Origin of the sequence: Vibrio sp. 10N.261.51.A3, from assembly GCF_041471965.1 — a bacterium.
Lineage (GTDB): Bacteria > Pseudomonadota > Gammaproteobacteria > Enterobacterales > Vibrionaceae > Vibrio > Vibrio crassostreae_C.
The window spans coordinates 53504-74807 of record NZ_JBFRPK010000012.1 but is presented as its reverse complement, the minus strand read 5'-3'; the positions used below and the strand labels follow the sequence as shown (position 1 = coordinate 74807).

The following is a 21304-nucleotide window of genomic DNA, read 5'->3' as shown; positions in this document are numbered from 1 at the left end:
CAATCATTCTCGTTAAAAGTCGTGGGGCGAGTCTAAAGAGTTTTGGGCGCGATTTGTAACCTGAATGTCAACAAGTGTTCCTTTAACAACAAATTGTCGAGTGGGTCATGCTTTTAAATAATAAAGTACAAATACAGTAAGTATCATTTATTTGAAACGCCCTAGATAATTGTGTACTTACTGTCATTATTGGGCGGATTGAGGGGACTATACTGGGCTCATACCTAATAAGAGGAACCATTATGAAACTCATCATCAAATCAGTATTGGCAATCAGTATTTTGGCCGCAGGCTCTGCTCAGGCGTTCGAATTAACCAGCAACGATATTCAAGAAGGTCACCCAATGGCGAAGACTTTTGAATACTCAAGTTGGGGTTGTGACGGCGAGAACCTATCACCACAATTGATGTGGAAAGATGCACCAGCAGGCACCAAAAGCTTTGCAATCACAGCTTATGATCCAGATGCACCGACTGAAAGTGGCTTCTGGCATTGGGTTGCGTTTGATATCCCTGCAACTGTGAACGAGCTACCTCGCGGTGTCGACATCTCTAAAGTCGGTGGCAAAGAAGGTCGCATTGATTTCGGTACAGTTGGCTACGGTGGCGTATGTCCTCCAGAAAAAGATGGTATGCACCGTTACCAGTTCACGGTTTGGGCATTACCAACGGATAAACTTAACCTCGACGAAAACACGCCGTCGGCAGTGGTTGGATTCACGTTAAACAGTATGGCTTTAGACAAAGCGAAACTGACCGCAACTTATACACGTTGATAGCTTATGTACGTTAAAAGCTTATACACGTACATAATAAGTAAATAAGGGGGATGAGATGAATCATCAATATCAAGTGACGATCTTTCGTGCAGAGCAGTTACAGAAGCTGCGTAATGTGAGGATTCTATCCCCTAGTATCATTCAGATCATTACAGGCAGTAAGCGCCTGTTTTGGAAAGATTCAGCGGCAGAGCTCTCACATTCTGAGCTGTTATTGTGTGAGGCATCAGCTTCACTAAGTTTTGAGAACATGCCCCACAAAGGGCGCTTCTTGTCGCGAGTGTTCAGCTTTCAATTCCAACCTTCTCAGGCGATGCTTGATTTAAGTGAGGAACGGTCGAATGATCTGGGACTGCCTACAGTAAAAGCGGAGCGAAACTTACAAGACTCACTTAATGCGCTGTTTTCGTTTGATACACAGAGCATGAGCAAAGAGACTCAGCAGTTTTGGTTGCAGGGCTTGTACCAGCAATTGGCCGAAAAAGGAGTATTGCATCGGCTGTTTACCAGTGCCAACGTCTCGTTTAGCCAAAAGCTCAGCCATTATCTTTCACATTCACCAGACGAGAAGCATCCATTAGAGTCGGTGGCGGAGCGTTTTGCGATGAGCCGAGGGACATTGATTCGGAAGCTCAAACTGGAAGGTATGCAATATCGAGAGGTATTAGCTGAAGTTCGGTTAAGTCACGCGCTTTATCTGATGCAAAACGGACAACAGAATGTGGCGATGTTGGCTCAGTCTTGCGGTTACCAATCGGAAGGGCGTTTTAGTCAGCGCTTCAAAGGGAAGTTTGGTTTGTCGCCAAGTGAATACATCAAAACCGTCGTCAGCCATAGAGTCGCGAGCAAATAAAGTCGCGACGCCATAATCATTCTGTTTGGCCTAAACGCTCACTTTCTTATCACGTGCTGCCAATGCCGCGAAAATCGTGCACGCAAAGGCAACAGATGCGATCAACAGAATCGGCACACTCCAAGAATCTGTCTGAGCGTGAAGCTTACCCACCAGCGTTGGACCAGTGGCTGCCAACGCATAGCCGATTCCCTGAGCCATACCCGACAATGATGCGGCTTGGCTGCTATTCGATGTTCGCAAGCCAACAAAAGAGAGCGCGATAATAAACGTCGAGCAGTTGGCTAATCCAAACAGTCCCACCCAAAAAATCGCAAACTCAGGCAAATACAATAGGCCAATCAATCCAACAAATACACTCGATGCACACAGAGTGATGAGCCATTGTTGATTGTCACTTTTGGCTAAGAACGGCAGTAAAAGCAATCCCGGAACCATAGTCGAAAATTGTAGAAATCCGTAGATATAACCCGCATCGATTTCGCTGTAGCCAAGGTCGTTCAAGATCTGTGGAAGCCAGCCTGCCAAAGAATAGAAGGTAAATGAGTTAAGCCCAAGAGCTAGTGTCACTTGCCATGCAACGCCACTCTTGATCATCTTCTTCATCGGAATCGGCTTTTCTTGATGCTTGTTATTGGTCGATGGAGAAGAGCGCTTTTTGATTTTAGGCAACCAGATCATCAAAGCTAATATTGGGAATATTAGGTTCATTAACAGTGCTAATTGCCAACCCGTTATCGTAAATAAGGTTAGATTTGAAAACGGCACCATCAAACTTGAACCTAATGTCGACCCGATGCCCATCGTAAAGATGTACAGAGAAGTCACAGTAGCGATGCGTGTCGGGAAGCTAACTTTCACTACTACAGGCAACAACACATTACCAATCGCGATACCAAGCCCGATCATCACCGTGCCGATATACAAGGTTGGGGTTAACCCAGCAGAGCGCAGTGTAATACCCGTAGTGATCAGAACTAAGCCTAATAACAGGCTAGGTTCTAGACCAATTCGTTGAGATATCTTGGTGACTAATGGTGAAAATAAGGCAAAAGTTAACAGTGGCAAAGCTGTTAAGAATCCAGCAGCCGACGACGTAAGGTTGAGGCCTTCCATAACCTGAGAAAGCACAGGAGCCAAGCTCGTAAAAGGCCCACGAAGGTTAAGTGCTAGGAATAGAATCCCTAACATCACGAAAATGCTATTACGAAGAGAGGCGCTCATAGGTTGTTCTACTGTTTGCTTATGAGAAGACAGGCTAGCCTACAGATCATTGAATGATTACACAAATACCGTTTAAATAGGTTTACTAATGATTGAACCAGCGCAGTATGCGCTTAGCCAGAAAAGGTCACCCATGACTGTATTGAATATCGACAAGCTCATCTCAGATTTCCCACTACTTCAACAATTAATGGCACTCGAAGAAATGACTTGGTTTAACCCAAACATCACGACTTTGGAGCAAGGTTTACCCTATTTGGGATTAGGCGAAAAAGATATTCACGATGCGAGCATGAGGCTGCAAAGGTTTGCGCCTTATCTAGCCAAGGCGTTTCCTGAAACTCAAGCGACCAATGGCATCATCGAGTCTGAGCTTATTGACATTCCATCAATGAAATCAGCATTGGAAGCGCATTATCAGCAGCCTATAAAAGGGCGTTTGATGATGAAAAAAGACAGCCATTTGCCAATTTCAGGCTCAATCAAAGCTCGCGGTGGTATTTATGAAGTACTAGCGCATGCCGAGAAGCTTGCGATTGAAGCCGGGTTACTGTGTGAGAGCGATGACTACAGTAAGTTGCTCGAACCTGAATTCCGTGACTTCTTCCAACAATACAGCATTGCGGTAGGCTCCACAGGTAATCTAGGCATGTCGATCGGTATCATGAGTGCCAAATTGGGTTTTACGGTCTCTGTTCATATGTCGGCAGACGCGAGATCTTGGAAGAAAAGCAAACTTCGTGAGCATGGCGTCAACGTTGTTGCAAATATGAGCTGCTAAAAAGATAAGTCATGATAGAAGAGTGTTGTTTATAGCTTGTACACACTCTTTCTCACCTCTAAATCCCACCTTAATTCAAACAATAACTTGCGCAGATCGTTATCCAAAACACACATTTTATAAATTAAGCTTCTTAGATGTTCTAACTATCAGTTAGGTTGAGTGGCATTCAACTTGATAGGGATTGAGCAATGCAGACGGACAAAGTGATACAGACAAGACACATAAACACACCAGAAAAATTACTCCAGCGTTTAGATGCGATTGGGGAGTCTTTGGAAGCATCGGGTAAGGCTCATGCTTTGCTGGGATTGGGCTCAGTAGGTATTGAAACAGAACGACTTGATCAGTATTCAGATGTCGATTTTTTCGCAATAGTGCAAACAGGGCACAAGCAGTATTTCTTAGACAGTTTGCATTGGCTATCTGATATTCACTCAATCGACTACGCAGTGAGAAATACCGTCGATGGCTATAAAGTTCTGTACGCTGACGGAATCTTTTGTGAGTTTGCAGTGTTTGAACCCCACGAGTTAGCGCACATTCCGTTTGCTGAAGGGCGTATTGTTTGGCAGCAACATGAATTTGATACACAGTGTTGTGTTTCACCAATAAAAGGGGAGACAGACACTAATTCCCAAGATTGGATCATTGGTGAGGCTCTAACCAATCTTTATGTGGGTATGTCTCGTTATAACCGAGGCGAAAAGCTGTCGGGCAGTCGGTTCGTTCAATCTTACGCACTCGATCGTTTGATCGATCTTGTGGATCAAACTGAACAGTCTGAGCCTGAATTCGTTGATGAATTTATGTCGGATAGAAGGCTAGAAGCACGCTTCCCTAAGTTTGCCCAATTGCTACCAACCTTTACCCAAGGCTACGAGCGCACCGCTGAATCGGCACTTGCCCAACTAGCATTCCTCAACACCCACTTCGCAGTCAACCAAGCCATGTGTGACCGAATCTCTGAACTGTGTTCCAGTAAAGATTAAGCTTATAGCGTGTGAATCCCCAAGCCTAACTGACACCACCTTTCAGATGATAAGCGGCGGGCAACCTAATTGAGCTCTCGAATTATTATTCTTAAGCACTAAACCCGTACGCTTTTGTTTACTCTTCAAGACCGTGACTGTTCGTGTTTACTCCGCTTATCACTGGATGTCGTCAGCCAAATAAAATACAATCGAACAATGTTTTATTAATTCGTGCTTTATCATTATGATGAGAAACTTACTCATATTCATCGTTAGCCTGTTCTTCTTAACAGCCTGTTCTTCAACGAGTAATCATCAGCTAGACGACGAGACATTGAGCAACGAAGACGCTATGTCGAAAAGTATAGAGGGAGAGAGTAATCTCGAGACTTCAAAGGATACAAACGCTGAGACCAGCGTTGATTCTTCCCATGATTCAATCGTTGATCATCAACCACTCACTAACCTTTATTCAAATAAAGACACGATAGCTCACGCCAATGCAGAGCCAGAATCAGTGGAGCCTTCTCAAATAGAAGCGACAGAAACAACTGAAAGCGATGCTAAGAGTGGCGGTGAAAAAGGCATCGGAAGCTATTTTATTCGTCATAATAAACCGACTAAGACGGTGATTAAATCACTAGAGGGCGTGACAGATGCATTGAACGTCATGACGTTTGGGATATTTGCCACCGGTAACGGTTAAATCGTTAACTTAGAACCACAACCTAATAGATAGAATGAAACGTGAAGGCGAGCCAGATGGTTCGCCTTTTTTGATCTTCTAAATCTGGCCACCGTTCTTCCTAAGAATCGTGCTCACTTATCTGAGCGCTGAGTCAGGCGACGGTTAACGTAAATAGGAAATTATTCGTTCTGGAAGGGACTCGCCGAATTTACCCTGTTTGACTTGTTATATGCATCAAGGGTTCTAATACTCATCCCAAAGTAAGCAATGAAATCTAATCTTACAAAGACAAGCCTTATATTCACTTATGAGCATAGTAAGATGTTTGCTGTTAAGTCGGTTTGGGTTTAGTTATCAATATTCTAGGGAAGAAAAATGAAGAATAAGAGTGTGTTTTTAAGTGCCGCATTGGTGATGTTGTCAGCTCATGCAAGTGCATCAGACGCGAACCATGAGTCTGTATCAGATGGTGTTATCGCAGAACAAAGAGCGAAGCTTTCTGAAAATACCCAAGGGCAAGGTTTTGGCCCGCAAGCTCCACGAGATTTGGGTTCATTAGAAGGTAAAAATACTAGGCTGTTCTCGGATGCCCCTGATTCAACAGCGATGAACTTATGTAATATTCACTTCCATAAAAATGCTGAGCATAAAGGCGGCGAGTTTACTCAATACGCTGGTAACGGTGATGGTAAGGGATTCCAGAGTGGCTTTAAATACACAGGCAAGCTGAGTTCTGCTGAGCTGAAACCATTTGAGGGCGAGGTTTGTCCGAGCGAGCATGGTTCTTTGCATTCGGGTGACACCATTGAAGTTCACTATGTTTATTCAACGGCGCAAGTTGAACCGGGTGAAACACTGGGTGCTTGTTTTAACGATGCGATTACCAACCCGCAACTGCGTGTAGAAACCCAAGTTTACGTATTAGTGAATGACGACAAAGCACCCGACTTTGAAGCGCTCGCTAAACATTCAAAAGTGAACGGCTTACACCAAGCACCAAACATCCCACAAGATACGGGCTCAGCGATCCAATACGCAGGCTCTACAACGGGTCCTGGTTATAATGAGCAAGGTTCACCTTTCCAAGTAACATGGAGCGTTAGACCACAAGTCGCGAAAGTAAATATCGCGACAGTAGGTAGCTGGTGTGAAGGCAATGACTTTAACGAAGATCACGCCCACGGTGTGAGAAATTTGGTGGTTAACCCTGAGTTGTTATCACCCATTCGTAACGACTAAACGATTCTGGCGAACAAAATGATTAAGGCGATGGGTTCGCCTTTTTAGTTGGATATAAATGCCATCGTTTAAACAGAGACTTGTTTGTTAGTCACAATGGTGCAATTATTTAACGAGTGATATTACTCAGATGCATGTCTTATGATGACTATCGAACAACAGCTTTCTCGGCTGGATCTAAACTTATTGGTGTCGTTAAGTGTTTTAATCAAAGAGAGGAACGTAACGCGAGCTAACGCCAACAGATGAACAGGATGTGGTTCGAATGAACCGAGACACCTACTACTCAATGGCAGCAATTAATGTATCAAAGGGGGCGACCGTCACGTTACCTGAGATCCCTGAAGGCAAGTACATGTCGATGGAAGTGATTACTGAAGATCACCGCATTCAGCCAATGCAATACGGTTCTGGTACGTTTGATCTTTCTACTCATAGTGGAGACCACGTGTATGTCATCGTTCGTACTGATGCGACGTTCACCAAAGATGAAGTTCATAAAATCCAAGATCAGATGAGCATTGATGCAAAAGCAGACGGCAAATTTATGGCAATGCAAGTGGATGAGAAATCATTCGATGAGGTAGAGAAAAACCTTAAAATGGAAATGCCGAAACTACTGAAACGCGATGGTGCTCGGGCGACGTTTGGTATGTTTACCAGCCCTGAAGATGCTTCAAAAGAGATGTTTACCAAAGAGAAGTACGCAGTGGGTGCGGCTATCGGTTGGGGTGGCGCGCAGTTAGATGACAATATTTACGAAGTCTCTGGTAACTTCCCAGCAGACACTTGTCATCAGGCAACCTTTGATGATCCTAAGAACCAAGCGTTTTGGTCGGTAACGGTCTACAACAAGCAAGGTTTCATGTTTGGTGAAGTGGCGAACGTAAGCTCAAACACGGCTGAGAAAAATGCAGACGGCACTTACACCGTAAGCTTTGGTTGTGGTGATGATGCAGTAAACAACATCAAAACAGAAAACGATTCTGGTGTGTTTAACTTAGCTTTCCGTCATTACATTCCAAGCCAAAAAGTACGTGATGGATTCCGAGTGCTTCCTTACGTGAAAGCAGTGAACTAATGTTGCGATAGTCGTACAACGATTATAGATGCGCGTTGTTACCAAATGGCAATAACGCGCTTTTTTATGGATTCTATTTCATTTCTTGCTTTCTTAAGTGTAGAAACACAAAGGGCGACTCAAAAATGGTCTAACTTTGATTATACGCAGCGAGCCTCAGTTCAAATAAATCAATTAAACCTTCTTCCATCGATACTTTCAGTTGCACCACGCATTTGATCGAATTTAAACCCGCTGACACCTTATGTGATAACGCTTCCAGTTATCTTTTCAGCCTCTAAAGGGAACAAATACCACAACCAGCGTTATAAAAAGCGATAGCCGTGGAGTGTTATGAGTCCTATTTGAGGTGTATAGTTATAGGTAATTCATTGGGTTATTGAATATTTAAGTTATCAAAAGATGCGGGTGTTATGAAGAAAAACGGCTTTACGTTAATGGAACTAATCGTTGTGATCGTGATAATCGGTATTATTGCTGTAACGGCAGCGCCGAGGTTTCTTAATATCCAAGAATCAGCGAGAGAAGCGGTGCTTGAAGGTGTTGCGGGTGCAATGGAAGGGGTGATCACACAAGTAACCTCTAAAGCTATTATCGCAGGGCTTGATCCTGACGCAACAAACCCAGGTGATCAGAGCAACTATGTGATCGATTTTGGTATCGGTAGTGTTGAGGTTGACTGGGGCACACTTTGTCCGGAAAGCCGAGGGGAGTCGGGCGACAAATTGACGATGATCGATTTTATGACCTTATCAGATGATGACAGCTTAACTTCTGATTTTGGTAATCGACACACTGTGATCGGGTATGAATACGACTTTACCCAAGCTGAATTAGATAGTACGAACATAACGGATGCGGATCTAGAGACGCGCCAAGGTTGCTTTGTTCTTTATGACTCTTTTGGCCGAACAAATGGCAGCCAATGTCCTGATGAAGGATGTGAGTGTACAGTTCGTATTGTAAACAACAATTGTTAAACCGAACCCTGTAACTGATTTTAAGACTTCGAATAAAAAGCGCGTTATCGCCAATGGCAGTAACACGCTTTTTTGTATCAGTTTATTGGTTTATCTTAATTTGCTGTTACCGCATCTGCTGGTGGCAAGTCACGCTTCTTAATCACGTAACGTAAGCGAAGTAGCATCAGAGCGGCTGACACACTCAAGCCCGTTAGAATACCAATCCAAAAGCCTTCTTCACCCATTGCTGGAACAATGTGGTCTGTTAAGCCCAACACCATACCCAGTGGTAACGCTAAGCCCCAGTATGAAGCGATAGCTAAGATCATCGGGATCTTGGTATCTTTATAGCCACGCAGAGCACCATTTGCAGAGGTTTGCAGAGCATCACTGAATTGGTACATCGCCGTAAAGGTCAACAATACCGCTGCTGTCGCGCTTATTGTAGGGTCGGTTGTGTAAAGCCTAATGATCCACTCAGGGAACAGCAGGAACATCGCTACTGAAAGCAATGAAATCAACGCTGCAACCAAGATACCGACTTTACTGCGTTCAATCGCGCCAAGTTCATCTTTTTCACCCAAAGCGTGCCCAACACGAATCGTAATACCAAAAGAGATACTCATCGGAATCACGTAAGTTAGGCTCGATATGTTAAGTGCAATTTGTGCGGCTGCCACGTTCTCTGCACCAATACGGCCAATCATCAATGCGATTACCGCAAAGATGCTGCCACATACCGCGATGTTCATACCGATAGGTAAACCTAACCTAAGAAGGTGAAGCATCTCTTTTGCTTTTGGTTTAGCGTCAGCAAAGCTGATGATGGTTTTGTAGTGGTGATGACCTTTAATGTAGGAATAGAGCATTCCCGACATTAGCCAATACACTAAGCTTGTCGCCCAGCCACAACCCACAGCGCCCATTTCAGGGAAGCCGAACTTACCGTAAATAAGCACGTAGTTGACCGGAATATTCACCAACAAACCAACCACAGAAATGATCATTGGTACTTTGGTGTTGTTCATACCTTCACAGAAGCCGTTCAAGGTGTAGAACAGGGCAATACCCGGTACACCAAAGGCTAGGGCAAACGCATAGTCACTGCCAATTGGAATGATCTCAGCGGCTACGCCAATCCATTCTAAGATCGGTTTCGCACTCACCAAGTAAGCGATAAGCAGTACGCTAGCAATTAATGCCAACCAAACCATCTGGAAGAATTCAACAGAGATACTTTGAAAGTCACGTGCGCCGCGGTGGTAAGCGACAACAGGCGTTAACGCCATAATCACGCCACGCAGTAGCAGCAACACAGGAATCCAAAGGCTGGTGCCAAGTGCAATAGCGGCAAGATCAGCAGGGCTTACTTGGCCAGCCATTGTCGTATCGACAAATCCCATCGCTTGGGTAGCTATTTGAGTCAAAATGATTGGAATCGAAAGATGCATAAGCGCACCCGATTCACGAGTAAAAGGACGAAGTTTCGTTAGCATGGAAGTTCAAAACACCAATATAAATGCACCAGTGATGGCAGGATGGCCGGTGTGCATTTTAGGATGTGCCCCGTTGGGCGGGCGACAATATAAACACCTTACTGTATAGGGTCAAGCATTGGATTTATCGAGTTTTACTTGCTCCGAGGTAAGGGTAGGTTGTGATGGTTACAACACGGATATAACGCGCGTAAGCTCATGATTTAGTGGGAATCATACGAGGCAGTTAAATTGAATATTTGCTACGCTAATCACTAAGGTGACGGTATAAGTGATTGTTATGGAAAGACAAAGGCTAGTACAATTGGTGGCATAAAGAACTAGATAGAAGCATTCTGTATTTAAATGGGGAATGTTTCGGTCTAATAACTGTATACAATTGAAAATATCAACTGAGTAGTAATAGTATGATGCTTTATAAATATATGTCTTTTAACTCCGCAGTCCTCATGCTTAAGAATCTCTCGCTCGGTTTCACTGGGTTAGAGGATCTTAATGACCCGTTTGAGGGGACAAATTTTGGTTTTTCTGCCACAGGTAGTATTTCACCACGTAATGCTGTTCGAGTTTTCAAAGGGCATTTTTCGCGAAAATATGCGGTGTCATCGTTAACTAGAAACCCTCTCAACTCTCTAATGTGGTCGCACTATGGGGATAGTCATAGAGGGGTTGTGATTGGTATTGATGCTGAAGAATGTGGGCTTACTTCAAACCAAGAATTTATAATCCCTGCTCAATTAGGTGAGATAATTTATGTCAGTACAAAAAATAAAGACTTAAATGGTGTGCCATCTCAAAAGCATCTAGATGAACTACGAACTTCGACGGTTTTCAGTCCTGAGATTAAGAACTATTTAAAGCAAGCATTTTTATATAAATCATTAGAGTGGGGTTATGAAGAAGAAGTTCGTGTCATAAAAAGCCTTACCGATTTTAAGTTTGGCTATCACACTAAGGAAGATCAGTTTCTGACAAATGATGGCAGGTGGAATAAGGTTAGAAATAGTTATCTAGGACAACCCTTGTTTTGTTATAAAGTCCCAAAGTCAGGTATTAAAGAAATTTACCTTGGAGCTAATGTATACCGCAATGTTGCTCGCATCGAAGAGGGAGCACATGAACAACGCGTTAAGGATGATCTCGATTTCTTGAAGTCATTTGGCTGTAGGGTATTCAAGTGCGAGCCTGACGCACAAACGTGGGATCTTATGCCTGTAGAGTTGTAAGCTAACAAACAACTGTAGAGCCAATATCAACTTGGCGCTATCTATCTTCTGTATACTATTACTTCTTAGCTTAAATCTGGCGCTGTATAGCTTCTACTGCCACAAAGCCAGTAGAAAAACAAAAAGACCAATCCCAAGCGTTACTTTTAGAAGCAAGCCAAGAGGGGCTCCACCTTTTGGCGCTTTATTGCAACATCCCATAATCAGTTCCTAATTCATCGTTGGTTTCACTCAACCTTAAACCTTTCCCTTACGGTAAGGTCAATGCTTTCTTAGTCATATAATCTGAAAAACAAAAAAGCGAACCAAGTGGTTCGCTTTTGTTTATCTAAAATCTACAAAAATTAGTCTTCGTAGTTGTCGATGCTTGGGCAAGAACAGATTAGGTTACGGTCGCCGTATACGTTGTCTACACGGTTAACTGTAGGCCAGTACTTCGAGTTCTTCGTTGCTTTCGATGGGAAGCAAGCCAGTTCGCGAGAGTAAGGGCGATCCCATTCTGCGCCTGAAAGGTCAACTTGTGTGTGTGGTGCGTTCACTAGAGGGTTGTTGTCTAGTGGCCATTCACCCGCTTTCACAGCTGCCATTTCGTGACGGATTGCGATCATCGCTTCACAGAAACGGTCTAGCTCTTCTAAATCTTCTGATTCAGTTGGTTCTACCATTAGTGTGCCAGCTACTGGGAAAGACATCGTAGGCGCGTGGAAACCGAAGTCCATTAGACGCTTAGCAATATCTTCTTCGCTGATGCCTGTGTCTTCTTTAAGTGGACGAATATCGATAATACATTCGTGCGCTACGCGGCCGTTAGTACCACGGTAAAGAACAGGGTAGTGAGGACGTAGTTTTTCCATCACGTAGTTCGCGTTCAGAATCGCTACTTTAGTTGCGTCTGTTAGGCCTGGTTCGCCCATCATCGCGATGTAAGCCCAAGAGATAGGTAGAATTGAAGCACTACCTAAATCTGCTGCTGATACCGCGTAGTCAGAACCTTGGACACCGTTTTCGATGTGACCCGGTAGGAAAGGTGCTAGGTGCGATTTAACACCGATAGGACCCATACCCGGACCGCCACCACCGTGTGGAATACAGAATGTTTTGTGTAGGTTCAAGTGAGATACGTCTGAACCGATGAAGCCAGGTGAAGTTAGACCTACTTGAGCGTTCATGTTCGCGCCGTCTAGGTAAACCTGACCACCCGCTGCGTGAACTTGTTCACACACTTCTTTCACTTGCTCTTCGTATACGCCGTGCGTAGAAGGGTAAGTGATCATGATGCTTGATAGGTTTTCTTTGTGCTTCTCGATTTTCGCTGCTAGGTCTGTCATGTCGATGTTGCCATCTTCATCACACTTAACAACCACTACCTTCATTGAAACCATTGATGCTGTAGCAGGGTTAGTACCGTGCGCAGAGCTTGGAATCAGACAAACGTTACGGTGAGCTTCACCGCGGCTTGCATGGTAACGTTGAATTGCGATTAGACCTGCGTATTCGCCAGATGCACCAGAGTTAGGCTGTAGTGAGAAATCGTCGTAACCAGTGATTTCACATAGCTTCTCTTTAAGATCTTTTGCTAGTGCCGTGTAACCAGCAGCTTGCTCTAGAGGTGCGAATGGGTGAATTGAACCAAACTCAGGCCATGTTACTGGAATCATCTCAGCAGCAGCGTTCAGCTTCATCGTACAGCTTCCCAGTGGGATCATGCCGTGCGTTAGTGAGAAGTCTTTGTTCTCAAGCTGTTTTAGGTAACGCATCATTTGCGTTTCGCTGTGGTGCGTATTGAATACTGGGTGAGTTAGGAATTCTGATTCACGACGGCAGTTTTCTGGAATTGCTGCAAACTCGTTTGATGCAATGTCAGAAGATAGTGCTTGAACGTCTTCTTTCACGTCGAAGATTGCAAACAGTGAGTTCACGTCGTCGATCGTTGTAGTTTCATCTAAGCTGATACCGATTTTACCCTTGAGAAGGCGAAGGTTGATGTCTGCTGCTTGTGCTTTCGCATACAGTGCATCTGTCTTCTCTTCAGAGTTGATCGTGATGGTATCGAAGAAGCTGTTGTTTGTTAGCTCGTAACCCGCTTTAGTCAGGCCAGCCGCTAGGATAGCTGTCATGTGGTGTGTACGACGAGCAATAGTGCGTAGGCCTTCTGCACCGTGGTAAACCGCGTAGAAAGACGCCATGTTTGCTAGAAGTGCTTGAGCTGTACAGATGTTCGATGTCGCTTTCTCGCGGCGGATGTGTTGCTCACGAGTTTGCATTGCCATACGTAGTGCTTGGTTACCGTGAGTATCGATAGATACACCGATTACACGACCTGGCATTGTACGCTTATGCTTTTCACGAGTACCCATGAATGCAGCGTGTGGACCGCCGTAACCCATAGGAACGCCGAAACGTTGCGCTGAACCGATGACTACGTCTGCGCCCATTTCGCCAGCTGGCTTGAGTAGAGCTGAAGCAAGTAGGTCAGTAGCAACTGTTACCAGTGTTTTGTTAGCTTGAGCTTTCGCAATGATGTCTGTTAAGTCGCGAACTTCACCCGTTGTACTAGGGTATTGAAGAAGCGCACCAAATACGTCTTGCTCAGGAAGTGTTTCAAGAGCGCCAACCATTACTTCAAAACCGATGTACTCAGCACGAGTTTTAACAACTTCTAGTGTTTGAGGGTGAACATCGTCAGCAACGAAGAATACTTTGCTCTTGCTTTTGCCAGCACGCTTACACAGTGTCATTGCTTCGCCAGCCGCTGTCGCTTCATCAAGAAGGGATGCGTTCGCGATTTCCATACCTGTTAGATCCATTACCATTTGTTGGTAATTTAGTAGAGCTTCAAGACGACCTTGAGAAATCTCTGGTTGGTATGGTGTGTAAGCTGTGTACCAGCCTGGGTTCTCTAAAACGTTACGCAGAATAACGTTTGGAGTGAATGTGTTGTAGTAGCCTTGGCCAATGAAAGTACGTTTTACTTGGTTTAGGTTCGCGATCTCCTTAAGAGAGGTCAGCATGTCCATTTCGCTCAGTGGCGCAGCAAGTGTCATTGGTTTTTCAAGACGGATTTGTGCAGGAACCGTTTCATCGATCAGTGCGTCTAAGCTAGTCGCGTTGATCGCTTCAAGCATTTTTTGCTGGTCTGCTTTATTAGGGCCGTTATGACGAGCAACAAACTCGTTTTGAGTACCCAGGTCTTTCAGTAATTGGCTTTGAAGTAATTCAGTCATGATATGTTCTACTTTCTCTCTGGAGCCGTGAGCTAGCCCCTAAAATTAAGCTGCTCACAAGAGCAGCTTTATCGTAATGAGGTTACCTATTAATCTTCTTCGATAGAGCTTAGGTATTCTTCCGCATCTTTAAGGTTGTTTAGTTCAGACGCATCAGACATCTTCACTTTAACAATCCAGCCACCTTCATAAGATTCTTCGTTAATTAACTCAGGGCTATCTTCTAATTCTTCGTTGATTTCTACGATTTCGCCAGAGATTGGTGCGTAGATATCAGAAGCTGCTTTCACTGATTCAACGAGAGAGAAGCTTTCACCAGCTTCTATTTCGTCTCCAGTGTCAGGCAGGTCAACAAACACAACGTCACCTAGCATTTCTTGAGCGTGCTCAGAAATACCGATAGTCACAGTACCGTCACCGTTGTCTTTTACCCACTCGTGGCTGTCTGCAAACTTTAGTGTATTGTCCATTGCTTATTCTCCAAAAATTTATGAGGTTTTAATTTAAATCTTAAAAACGGTTTAACGGTAAAGAGGGAAGCGTTTGCAAAGCTCTTTAACTTGCTTGCGAACACGTTGCTCAACTTCAGCGTTGCCTTCAGGGCTTTCAACTAAGCCGTCAAGAACATCGCCGATCCATTCACCGATAAGTTTGAATTCTTCAGTGCCAAAACCACGACTGGTTCCAGCTGGCGTACCTAAACGAATGCCAGAGGTAATCATAGGCTTCTCTGAGTCGAATGGTATGCCATTTTTGTTACATGTGATCCCTGCACGCTCTAATGCTTCTTCAGTTACGTTACCTTTCAAGCCCTTAGGACGAAGGTCAACCAGCATTAGGTGCGTGTCTGTTCCGCCAGTCACAATGTCACAACCGCGAGTTTGCAACACTTCAGCAAGAACTTTTGCGTTGTCGATCACTGAATCAATATAAGTATTAAATTCTGGGCCAAGTGCCTCGCCAAACGCCACTGCTTTAGCCGCGATAACGTGCATTAATGGGCCACCTTGAAGGCCAGGGAACACTGCAGAGTTGATTTTTTTGTTGATGTCTTCGTGGTTAGTCAGAATCATGCCGCCGCGTGGGCCACGAAGTGTTTTGTGCGTTGTTGTAGTCACAACGTGTGCGTGTGGTAGTGGGCTAGGGTGAGCACCTGTCGCGATAAGACCCGCGATGTGTGCCATATCTACCATAAGGATAGCGCCAACTTCGTCAGCGATTTCTCGGAACTTAGCGAAATCAATAACGCGTGGGATAGCACTACCACCAGCAATAATCATTTTAGGTTGGCTTTCAATTGCTAAAGCGCGAACCGCTTCGTAATCGATTTCAAGTGTGTCGCGGTCTACGCCATATTGAACTGCGTTGAACCACTTACCAGACATTGCAGGGCGCGCACCGTGTGTAAGGTGACCACCAGCGTCTAGAGACATACCTAGGATAGTGTCGCCAGGTTGAAGTAGGGCAAGTTTAACTGCGCCGTTCGCTTGAGCGCCAGAGTGAGGCTGTACGTTTACGTATTCACATTTGAACAGCTGCTTAGCGCGTTCGATTGCGATAGCTTCTACTGTATCTACGTGCTCACAACCACCGTAGTAACGACGACCTGGGTAGCCTTCTGCGTATTTGTTGGTTAGGCAAGTGCCTTGAGCTTGCATTACTGCTTTAGAAACGATGTTCTCAGAAGCAATAAGTTCGATTTGTTCGTTTTGACGAGTGTTCTCTGCTTGGATTCCAGCAAATACTGCGTCGTCAGTCGCAGATAGGTTCGTAGAGAAAAAACTGTCTAAGCTATGGTTTTGGTAAGCGTTCATTGTCGAGACCTTTCATTAAGCTAATGGTGATTGTTTTTATAGTCCATTAGGTCTTACGTTGATTTCTGCATCGGTATCGTTTGCGCTATATAGGTATAGTTAAACGTGAATTGCGTTATAAATATACTCTTACAGCGTCTAAGCGATCGTTGTAGGGGCAATGCAGCACGAATTGTTTCCCAAAAAGTTCGGGTAAAAAACAGCTCTTACAAATGTTAAATCTATCATTTGCTGCAAGCTGAAGTAGCATCTCTTCATCTAACAAGTCGATAACATAGCTCCGATAAAATCAATTTTCAACAAAAATTTCCAATAGGAAACAACTTTTCTTGTTTTGCTACGGGGAGCACGCTTTATTTCTCTGTGTGCTCTTTAATCAACAAAGCGCTTCATGCAACAATGAAATTAATAGACAGGAAGCAAGAAATTAATGAGGGACCTATGTCAGAAGACATTTATGATGAGTACCCATCTTTAACGTTGGCGAAAGAGACGTTAGATCAGAATATCGAACCACTTAGGCTCGGCCAGCGTATTAAAGATATCCGCAGCAAGCTGGGCATTACGTTAGAAGAGGCGAGCCAACGTACTGGTTTGGCGCGCTCTACGCTGAGTAAAATCGAGAACGAACAAATCTCACCGACGTTCCAAGCGATGCAGAAATTGGCTATGGGTTTGCAAATTGATATGCCGCAACTCTTTGAGCCACCAAGAAAAAAGGTTGCCACAGGACGTCGTGACTTAACTAAAGCAGGTCAGGGTAAACCTCACCCAACTCCGACTTACGAGCATGAACTGCTCGCGACAGAACTTTCGAATAAGAAGATGATGCCGTTCAAGAGCCGAGTGAGAGCACGCACCTTTGAAGAGTATAACGATTGGGTTCGCCACGATGGTGAGGAGTTCTTGATGGTGATCTCTGGTGATGTGATGTTCTACTCAGAATTCTATGAGCCGGTACCCATGAGCGAAGGTGACAGCATGTATTACGACGCCAACATGGGGCATATGTTGATTTCTACTAGTACAGAAGATGCACTGATTTTGTGGGTGACTGCAAAATAAGTTAACAAAGTTAGAATTTCTTATAGTGAATGCAAACGTTTGCTTTTGTTTCTAACGTTTGCCAAAAGACGCGATGTTGGTGTGAAAAGCATCAATATCGCGTTTTTGTATGCGACTGAAAGTTGTTTTTAAATTGTTAAATATCACATTTTGAGCTGTTTTAATCTTGTTAAGGGTGTAAAACTGACTCAGGCTTGTTTACTATAGTGAACACGGTTTACTCATGTTGATTGAAGTTTACTGAAGTGAATTCTTAGAAAGTGAGTCGTATAGCTTTTATACAGAAGCCTCTTTTTATATCGCTAGTAATAAAAGCCTATATAGAAGACATCACTTTTTACTATCTACTGTTTCTAACGTTAACCCATATCGTTAGAGGCGACTCTAAATAGAGATATAAGCGGCAGATTCGATTTGGAAAGCCTGCAACGCTTCATGGAGAATAAAATGACTCAAGAACACGCTAATCAAGACCTACTAAAAACACCTCTGCATGCACTTCACGTTGAAGTCGGCGCAAAAATGGTTCCTTTTGCTGGCTACGACATGCCAGTTCAGTATCCACTAGGTGTAAAGAAAGAGCACTTACACACTCGTGACGCTGCTGGTCTTTTTGATGTTTCTCACATGGGGCAACTGCGTCTACACGGTGAAAATGCAGCCGCTGTTTTAGAATCTCTGGTTCCAGTAGATATTATCGACCTGCCTTCTGGTAAGCAGCGCTACGCCTTCTTTACTAATGAACAGGGCGGCATCATGGATGATCTTATGGTTGCTAACCTTGGCGATCACCTATTTGTTGTTGTGAACGCGGCGTGTAAAACACAAGATATCGACCACCTAACGGCTCACCTTCCTGCAGACGTAAAAATGGAAGTGATTGATGACCGCGCTCTATTAGCACTTCAAGGTCCGAAAGCGTCTGAAGTTCTGGCTCGTTTCCAACCAAGCGTTGCAGACATGCTGTTCATGGATGTTCAAAAAGTCGATATCGACGGCGTAGAGTGCATCGTAAGCCGCAGTGGTTATACCGGTGAAGATGGCTACGAAATCTCAGTACCGAACGATCACGCTGAAGCACTTGCTCGTAAACTAACATCAGAAGCAGAAGTAGAGTGGATTGGCCTTGGTGCTCGTGACTCACTTCGTCTTGAGTGTGGTCTATGTCTGTACGGTCACGATCTAGATACAACAACAACGCCGGTAGAAGCTAGCCTTTTATGGGGTATCCAAAAAGTGCGTCGTACTGACGGTGAACGTGCAGGCGGTTTCCCTGGCGCTGATATCATCCTTGAGCAAATCGCGACTAAAGACGTTCAACGCAAGCGTGTTGGTCTTGTTGGTCAGACTAAAGCACCAGTACGTGAAGGCGCTGAGCTGTTCGATGCTGAATACAACAAGATTGGCGTTGTAACAAGTGGTACTGCGGGTCCTAACGCGGGCAAGCCTGTTTCTATGGCTTACGTTCGTACTGACCTAGCGGTTATTGGCACTAAAGTATTCGCTGAAGTTCGTGGCAAGAAGCTACCAATGACAGTAGAAAAAATGCCATTCGTACCTCAGCGTTACTATCGTGGCTAATCTCTTTTAAGAGAAACCACTAAGCTAAATGAAAGCCTATTGTTTGCTTCTCTTTATTGGGAAGCCTAACGGTAGGCTTTTTTGATTTTGGTAGCGTATGTCTTTGGTAACGTATTGCTTTTAACGTTACCCACTAACAACGGTTACTTAAAATTCGTTTATAAAATGAGATATGTGGCGATATCGTTACAAATACTTACTATAATCACGATTGTGACGTGTTATGGTGACGATTCATCATTTTTGTAAATAAGTAGTAGGGGTTACAAGGAGTTAACTATGAACGTAAACCATACAATGAGTCCGGTTCGTAAAGCCGTTTTAGGGCTTTTAGCGCCATTAATTTACACATCAAGTGTTATGGCAACGGAAAACACGGACGAAAGTACTCCTGATTTGGGTGTAACACCCTATATTGTGAATGGTAGCGACGCTTCAGTCACGGAATTTCCTTCGATGGCAAGCTTGTTCATTGATCGTATTGATTATGACGGTGTTTACTCAACAGGCCCTTACTGTGGTGCGACAATTTTAGATAACTATCATGTACTGACTGCTGCACACTGTATTTATGGTGATGAGAATGCTCAACTTTTCACGGTAGTTGTTCCTCAATTGGAAGATACTTCTCTATTCCCTAACGGTAGCATCCAGAAAGTACGAGTATCTGAGGTGTATTATCGAACGGATTATTCAAACAGTATCAATCAACTATTAAGAAATGATATTGCGATTTTAAAGTTAGAAGCTTCTCTTAACCTTCAATCCTCAGCTGAAACTGTTATCCCTCAATTTAATACATACCTTAATGCTGCGAATGATTTCGTTGCAGTTGGCCATGGTGACATCGAGACTGATGTTGATGGTACGACATTGCTACAACAAGTTGACCTGACATATGTTGATACTCTTAATTGTAAAGCTGTTTTCGGTCCGTTAGTCACTGATAAACAAATTTGTTTCAACGGTAACGGACCGAATAATGGCTTATACGGGGGTACATGCCAAGGCGATTCTGGTGGTCCGGTGTTTTGGAAAAATGGCTCTACATATGAACAGGTCGGTATAACGAGTTTTGGGCCGACTACTTGCGGTGATGACATCGGCGTAACATCTGTATTTACAGAGGTATATGATTATAAAGATTGGATTACGGATGTAACTAAAGGGGTAAATGATAGCACGGAAACTGTCCAGTTTACCGCGACAGAGGCAAAACGAGTTGCTGTTGCTGGGACAAGTGCGTCAACTAGCTCTGGTAGCAGTGGCGGAGGTATTTCATTTGGTTTGCTAGGGATGCTGATGTTGATTGCTGGTGTTAGAAAAGCAGTTAAACGTTAGATCTTCAATGTTTTGAACAAGTCGACGCTTTATTTAAAGATAGCGTCGACTTTTTATTTTTACTTTTGCAGGTGTGCAGTTGGTTAGTTGATTGTAGAACTAGTTACTCAGCTCGATAACCGCTTTACGGCTGTATCTTTCTAGAATCTCATCCATCTCTTTTATCGCAGCATTGATGCTTTTAATCCCACCTTGAGCCACACCTTTTTCATTTTCGTTCAATGCAGAAAAAGCTTGCTTTAATTCCTTACCTTCCAACATGTTCCCGTGCAGCAACACCTCTTTGTACGTGAGTAGCTTATGTTGTATTGCAATAATTTCTGGGCGGGAATTGTCTGATTCTAATGCGTGACTAATGCAAGGAAATGCCAATGTATAGCGATTCGCAATTTCCAATTTGACGTCTTTCTTATTCGCAATATGCAATTTTTATTATTTCCCAACACTTGAATACTCAAGTTACCTAGCCTGTACGTTCACAACTGATATCAGTGTGAAGGTTTATGAAACGTAACGGTTTTATCAAGTGAATAATATGCCTTTGATGGCTTATGTAAACCATCACAAGTCAATATGGTCTGCTTCTTGCTAAATTTAGGACATAACTGTCTTTTGAGGATGAGCTTATGTCACAAGAACCCATAATATTGGCGCTGATTGAGCGTAGGAAACAAGCCAACTTGTCTCAAGAAAAGTTAGCCTCGAGTGCAGGAATGAGCTTAAAAACCTATCAAAGGATTGAACGCGGAGAGGCGGACATCAAGATGTCTCAGTATCGTTCAATCACTAGAACCTTAAAAGTGACGGATTTGGATGTGGTGCTTGATATTGTTGGCGCATCACAAGTAACAGCGGAAGATGTAGCTGCGGTCAGTCGTCTGCTGACCAGCGAAGAGCGCCTGTTGTTGATCAAGCTGATTTTGTCGGTCAAAAAGAAGCAGTAGTCTTTCTTTCAAATAAACAGCGTAATAGATCG

General features: G+C 43.9%; 17 protein-coding genes and 2 pseudogenes. 13 read left to right on the top strand and 6 right to left on the bottom strand.

The annotated features are described in order from the left end of the window. Positions 1-242 precede the first annotated feature (242 nt). The gene (locus tag AB4371_RS03990) at positions 243-776 is read left to right on the top strand and encodes a YbhB/YbcL family Raf kinase inhibitor-like protein (RefSeq protein ID WP_372149045.1); all 534 of its coding nucleotides are present in this window, start codon (positions 243-245) and stop codon (positions 774-776) included. A gap of 58 nt (positions 777-834) precedes the next feature. Further along, entirely contained in the window at positions 835-1632 is a 798-nt protein-coding gene (locus tag AB4371_RS03985) for a helix-turn-helix transcriptional regulator (RefSeq protein WP_102331900.1), read from the top strand. 30 nt (positions 1633-1662) lie between these two features. On the opposite strand, the gene AB4371_RS03980 is transcribed toward AB4371_RS03985, so the two are convergent. After that, a complete protein-coding gene (locus AB4371_RS03980) occupies positions 1663-2856 on the bottom strand; it encodes a CynX/NimT family MFS transporter (protein ID WP_372149042.1) in 1194 nt (397 codons plus the stop codon). A 133-nt stretch (positions 2857-2989) separates the two neighbouring features. Here AB4371_RS03980 and AB4371_RS03975 point away from each other — a divergent pair. From AB4371_RS03975 to AB4371_RS03950, 6 genes and pseudogenes are all read left to right on the top strand, one after another. Beyond that, positions 2990-3619, top strand: a pseudogene (locus tag AB4371_RS03975) (D-serine ammonia-lyase); the annotation flags it as partial. 209 nt (positions 3620-3828) lie between these two features. Continuing rightward, positions 3829-4629 (top strand): hypothetical protein, encoded by an 801-nt coding sequence (locus tag AB4371_RS03970; RefSeq protein WP_065583740.1) that lies wholly within the window; start codon positions 3829-3831, stop codon positions 4627-4629. 226 nt (positions 4630-4855) lie between these two features. Continuing rightward, a complete protein-coding gene (locus AB4371_RS03965) occupies positions 4856-5317 on the top strand; it encodes a hypothetical protein (protein ID WP_372149039.1) in 462 nt (153 codons plus the stop codon). 357 nt (positions 5318-5674) lie between these two features. Then, on the top strand, positions 5675-6538 hold the full coding sequence (locus AB4371_RS03960; protein WP_372149037.1) for a delta-class carbonic anhydrase: 864 nt from the start codon (positions 5675-5677) through the stop codon (positions 6536-6538). A 226-nt stretch (positions 6539-6764) separates the two neighbouring features. Next, positions 6765-7619, top strand: a pseudogene (locus tag AB4371_RS03955) (DUF1254 domain-containing protein); the annotation flags it as partial. Between the two features lie 437 nt (positions 7620-8056). Further along, a complete protein-coding gene (locus AB4371_RS03950) occupies positions 8057-8599 on the top strand; it encodes an MSHA biogenesis protein MshA (protein ID WP_372149057.1) in 543 nt (180 codons plus the stop codon). Between the two features lie 95 nt (positions 8600-8694). On the opposite strand, the gene AB4371_RS03945 is transcribed toward AB4371_RS03950, so the two are convergent. Further along, the gene (locus tag AB4371_RS03945) at positions 8695-10077 is read right to left on the bottom strand and encodes an MATE family efflux transporter (RefSeq protein ID WP_136982775.1); all 1383 of its coding nucleotides are present in this window, start codon (positions 10075-10077) and stop codon (positions 8695-8697) included. Positions 10078-10484: 407 nt separating this feature from the next. On the opposite strand from AB4371_RS03945, the gene AB4371_RS03940 reads away from it, so the two are divergent. Then, a complete protein-coding gene (locus AB4371_RS03940; RefSeq protein ID WP_372149036.1) occupies positions 10485-11303 on the top strand; it encodes a DUF2971 domain-containing protein in 819 nt (272 codons plus the stop codon). 344 nt (positions 11304-11647) lie between these two features. On the opposite strand, the gene gcvP is transcribed toward AB4371_RS03940, so the two are convergent. The 3 genes from gcvP to AB4371_RS03925 form a co-directional block, all read right to left on the bottom strand. Further along, positions 11648-14527, bottom strand: coding sequence for an aminomethyl-transferring glycine dehydrogenase (gene gcvP / locus AB4371_RS03935; RefSeq protein ID WP_016768711.1), 2880 nt, complete (start codon positions 14525-14527; stop codon positions 11648-11650). Positions 14528-14616: 89 nt separating this feature from the next. After that, positions 14617-14997, bottom strand: a complete 381-nt coding sequence (gene gcvH, locus AB4371_RS03930) for a glycine cleavage system protein GcvH (RefSeq protein ID WP_004730871.1) — start codon at positions 14995-14997, stop codon at positions 14617-14619. A gap of 51 nt (positions 14998-15048) precedes the next feature. After that, positions 15049-16341, bottom strand: a complete 1293-nt coding sequence (locus tag AB4371_RS03925; RefSeq protein ID WP_017064653.1) for a serine hydroxymethyltransferase — start codon at positions 16339-16341, stop codon at positions 15049-15051. A 441-nt stretch (positions 16342-16782) separates the two neighbouring features. Between AB4371_RS03925 and AB4371_RS03920 the strand changes: the two genes are divergently transcribed. From AB4371_RS03920 to AB4371_RS03910, 3 genes are all read left to right on the top strand, one after another. Then, complete coding sequence (locus AB4371_RS03920; protein ID WP_017059847.1) at positions 16783-17406, top strand: helix-turn-helix domain-containing protein; 624 nt, start codon at positions 16783-16785, stop codon at positions 17404-17406. Positions 17407-17853: 447 nt separating this feature from the next. Then, the gene (gcvT, locus tag AB4371_RS03915; RefSeq protein ID WP_372149033.1) at positions 17854-18987 is read left to right on the top strand and encodes a glycine cleavage system aminomethyltransferase GcvT; all 1134 of its coding nucleotides are present in this window, start codon (positions 17854-17856) and stop codon (positions 18985-18987) included. 279 nt (positions 18988-19266) lie between these two features. Beyond that, a complete protein-coding gene (locus AB4371_RS03910) occupies positions 19267-20328 on the top strand; it encodes a trypsin-like serine protease (protein ID WP_372149031.1) in 1062 nt (353 codons plus the stop codon). 99 nt (positions 20329-20427) lie between these two features. Here the strand turns inward: AB4371_RS03910 and AB4371_RS03905 are convergent, their stop codons facing one another. Further along, the gene (locus AB4371_RS03905; protein ID WP_372149027.1) at positions 20428-20754 is read right to left on the bottom strand and encodes a hypothetical protein; all 327 of its coding nucleotides are present in this window, start codon (positions 20752-20754) and stop codon (positions 20428-20430) included. A 200-nt stretch (positions 20755-20954) separates the two neighbouring features. Between AB4371_RS03905 and AB4371_RS03900 the strand changes: the two genes are divergently transcribed. Continuing rightward, complete coding sequence (locus AB4371_RS03900) at positions 20955-21272, top strand: helix-turn-helix transcriptional regulator (protein WP_017059843.1); 318 nt, start codon at positions 20955-20957, stop codon at positions 21270-21272. Positions 21273-21304: the final 32 nt, after the last annotated feature.

Excerpts from the sequence above, each read along its gene's own strand:
- AB4371_RS03990 (WP_372149045.1), top strand. The coding sequence starts at position 243 with ATGAAACTCATCATCAAATCAGTATTGGCAATCAGTATTTTGGCCGCA.
- AB4371_RS03985 (WP_102331900.1), top strand. The coding sequence starts at position 835 with ATGAATCATCAATATCAAGTGACGATCTTTCGTGCAGAGCAGTTACAG.
- AB4371_RS03980 (WP_372149042.1), bottom strand. The coding sequence starts at position 2,856 with ATGAGCGCCTCTCTTCGTAATAGCATTTTCGTGATGTTAGGGATTCTA.
- AB4371_RS03970 (WP_065583740.1), top strand. The coding sequence starts at position 3,829 with ATGCAGACGGACAAAGTGATACAGACAAGACACATAAACACACCAGAA.
- AB4371_RS03965 (WP_372149039.1), top strand. The coding sequence starts at position 4,856 with ATGATGAGAAACTTACTCATATTCATCGTTAGCCTGTTCTTCTTAACA.
- AB4371_RS03960 (WP_372149037.1), top strand. The coding sequence starts at position 5,675 with ATGAAGAATAAGAGTGTGTTTTTAAGTGCCGCATTGGTGATGTTGTCA.
- AB4371_RS03950 (WP_372149057.1), top strand. The coding sequence starts at position 8,057 with ATGGAACTAATCGTTGTGATCGTGATAATCGGTATTATTGCTGTAACG.
- AB4371_RS03945 (WP_136982775.1), bottom strand. The coding sequence starts at position 10,077 with ATGCTAACGAAACTTCGTCCTTTTACTCGTGAATCGGGTGCGCTTATG.
- AB4371_RS03940 (WP_372149036.1), top strand. The coding sequence starts at position 10,485 with ATGATGCTTTATAAATATATGTCTTTTAACTCCGCAGTCCTCATGCTT.
- gcvP (WP_016768711.1), bottom strand. The coding sequence starts at position 14,527 with ATGACTGAATTACTTCAAAGCCAATTACTGAAAGACCTGGGTACTCAA.
- gcvH (WP_004730871.1), bottom strand. The coding sequence starts at position 14,997 with ATGGACAATACACTAAAGTTTGCAGACAGCCACGAGTGGGTAAAAGAC.
- AB4371_RS03925 (WP_017064653.1), bottom strand. The coding sequence starts at position 16,341 with ATGAACGCTTACCAAAACCATAGCTTAGACAGTTTTTTCTCTACGAAC.
- AB4371_RS03920 (WP_017059847.1), top strand. The coding sequence starts at position 16,783 with ATGTCAGAAGACATTTATGATGAGTACCCATCTTTAACGTTGGCGAAA.
- gcvT (WP_372149033.1), top strand. The coding sequence starts at position 17,854 with ATGACTCAAGAACACGCTAATCAAGACCTACTAAAAACACCTCTGCAT.
- AB4371_RS03910 (WP_372149031.1), top strand. The coding sequence starts at position 19,267 with ATGAACGTAAACCATACAATGAGTCCGGTTCGTAAAGCCGTTTTAGGG.
- AB4371_RS03900 (WP_017059843.1), top strand. The coding sequence starts at position 20,955 with ATGTCACAAGAACCCATAATATTGGCGCTGATTGAGCGTAGGAAACAA.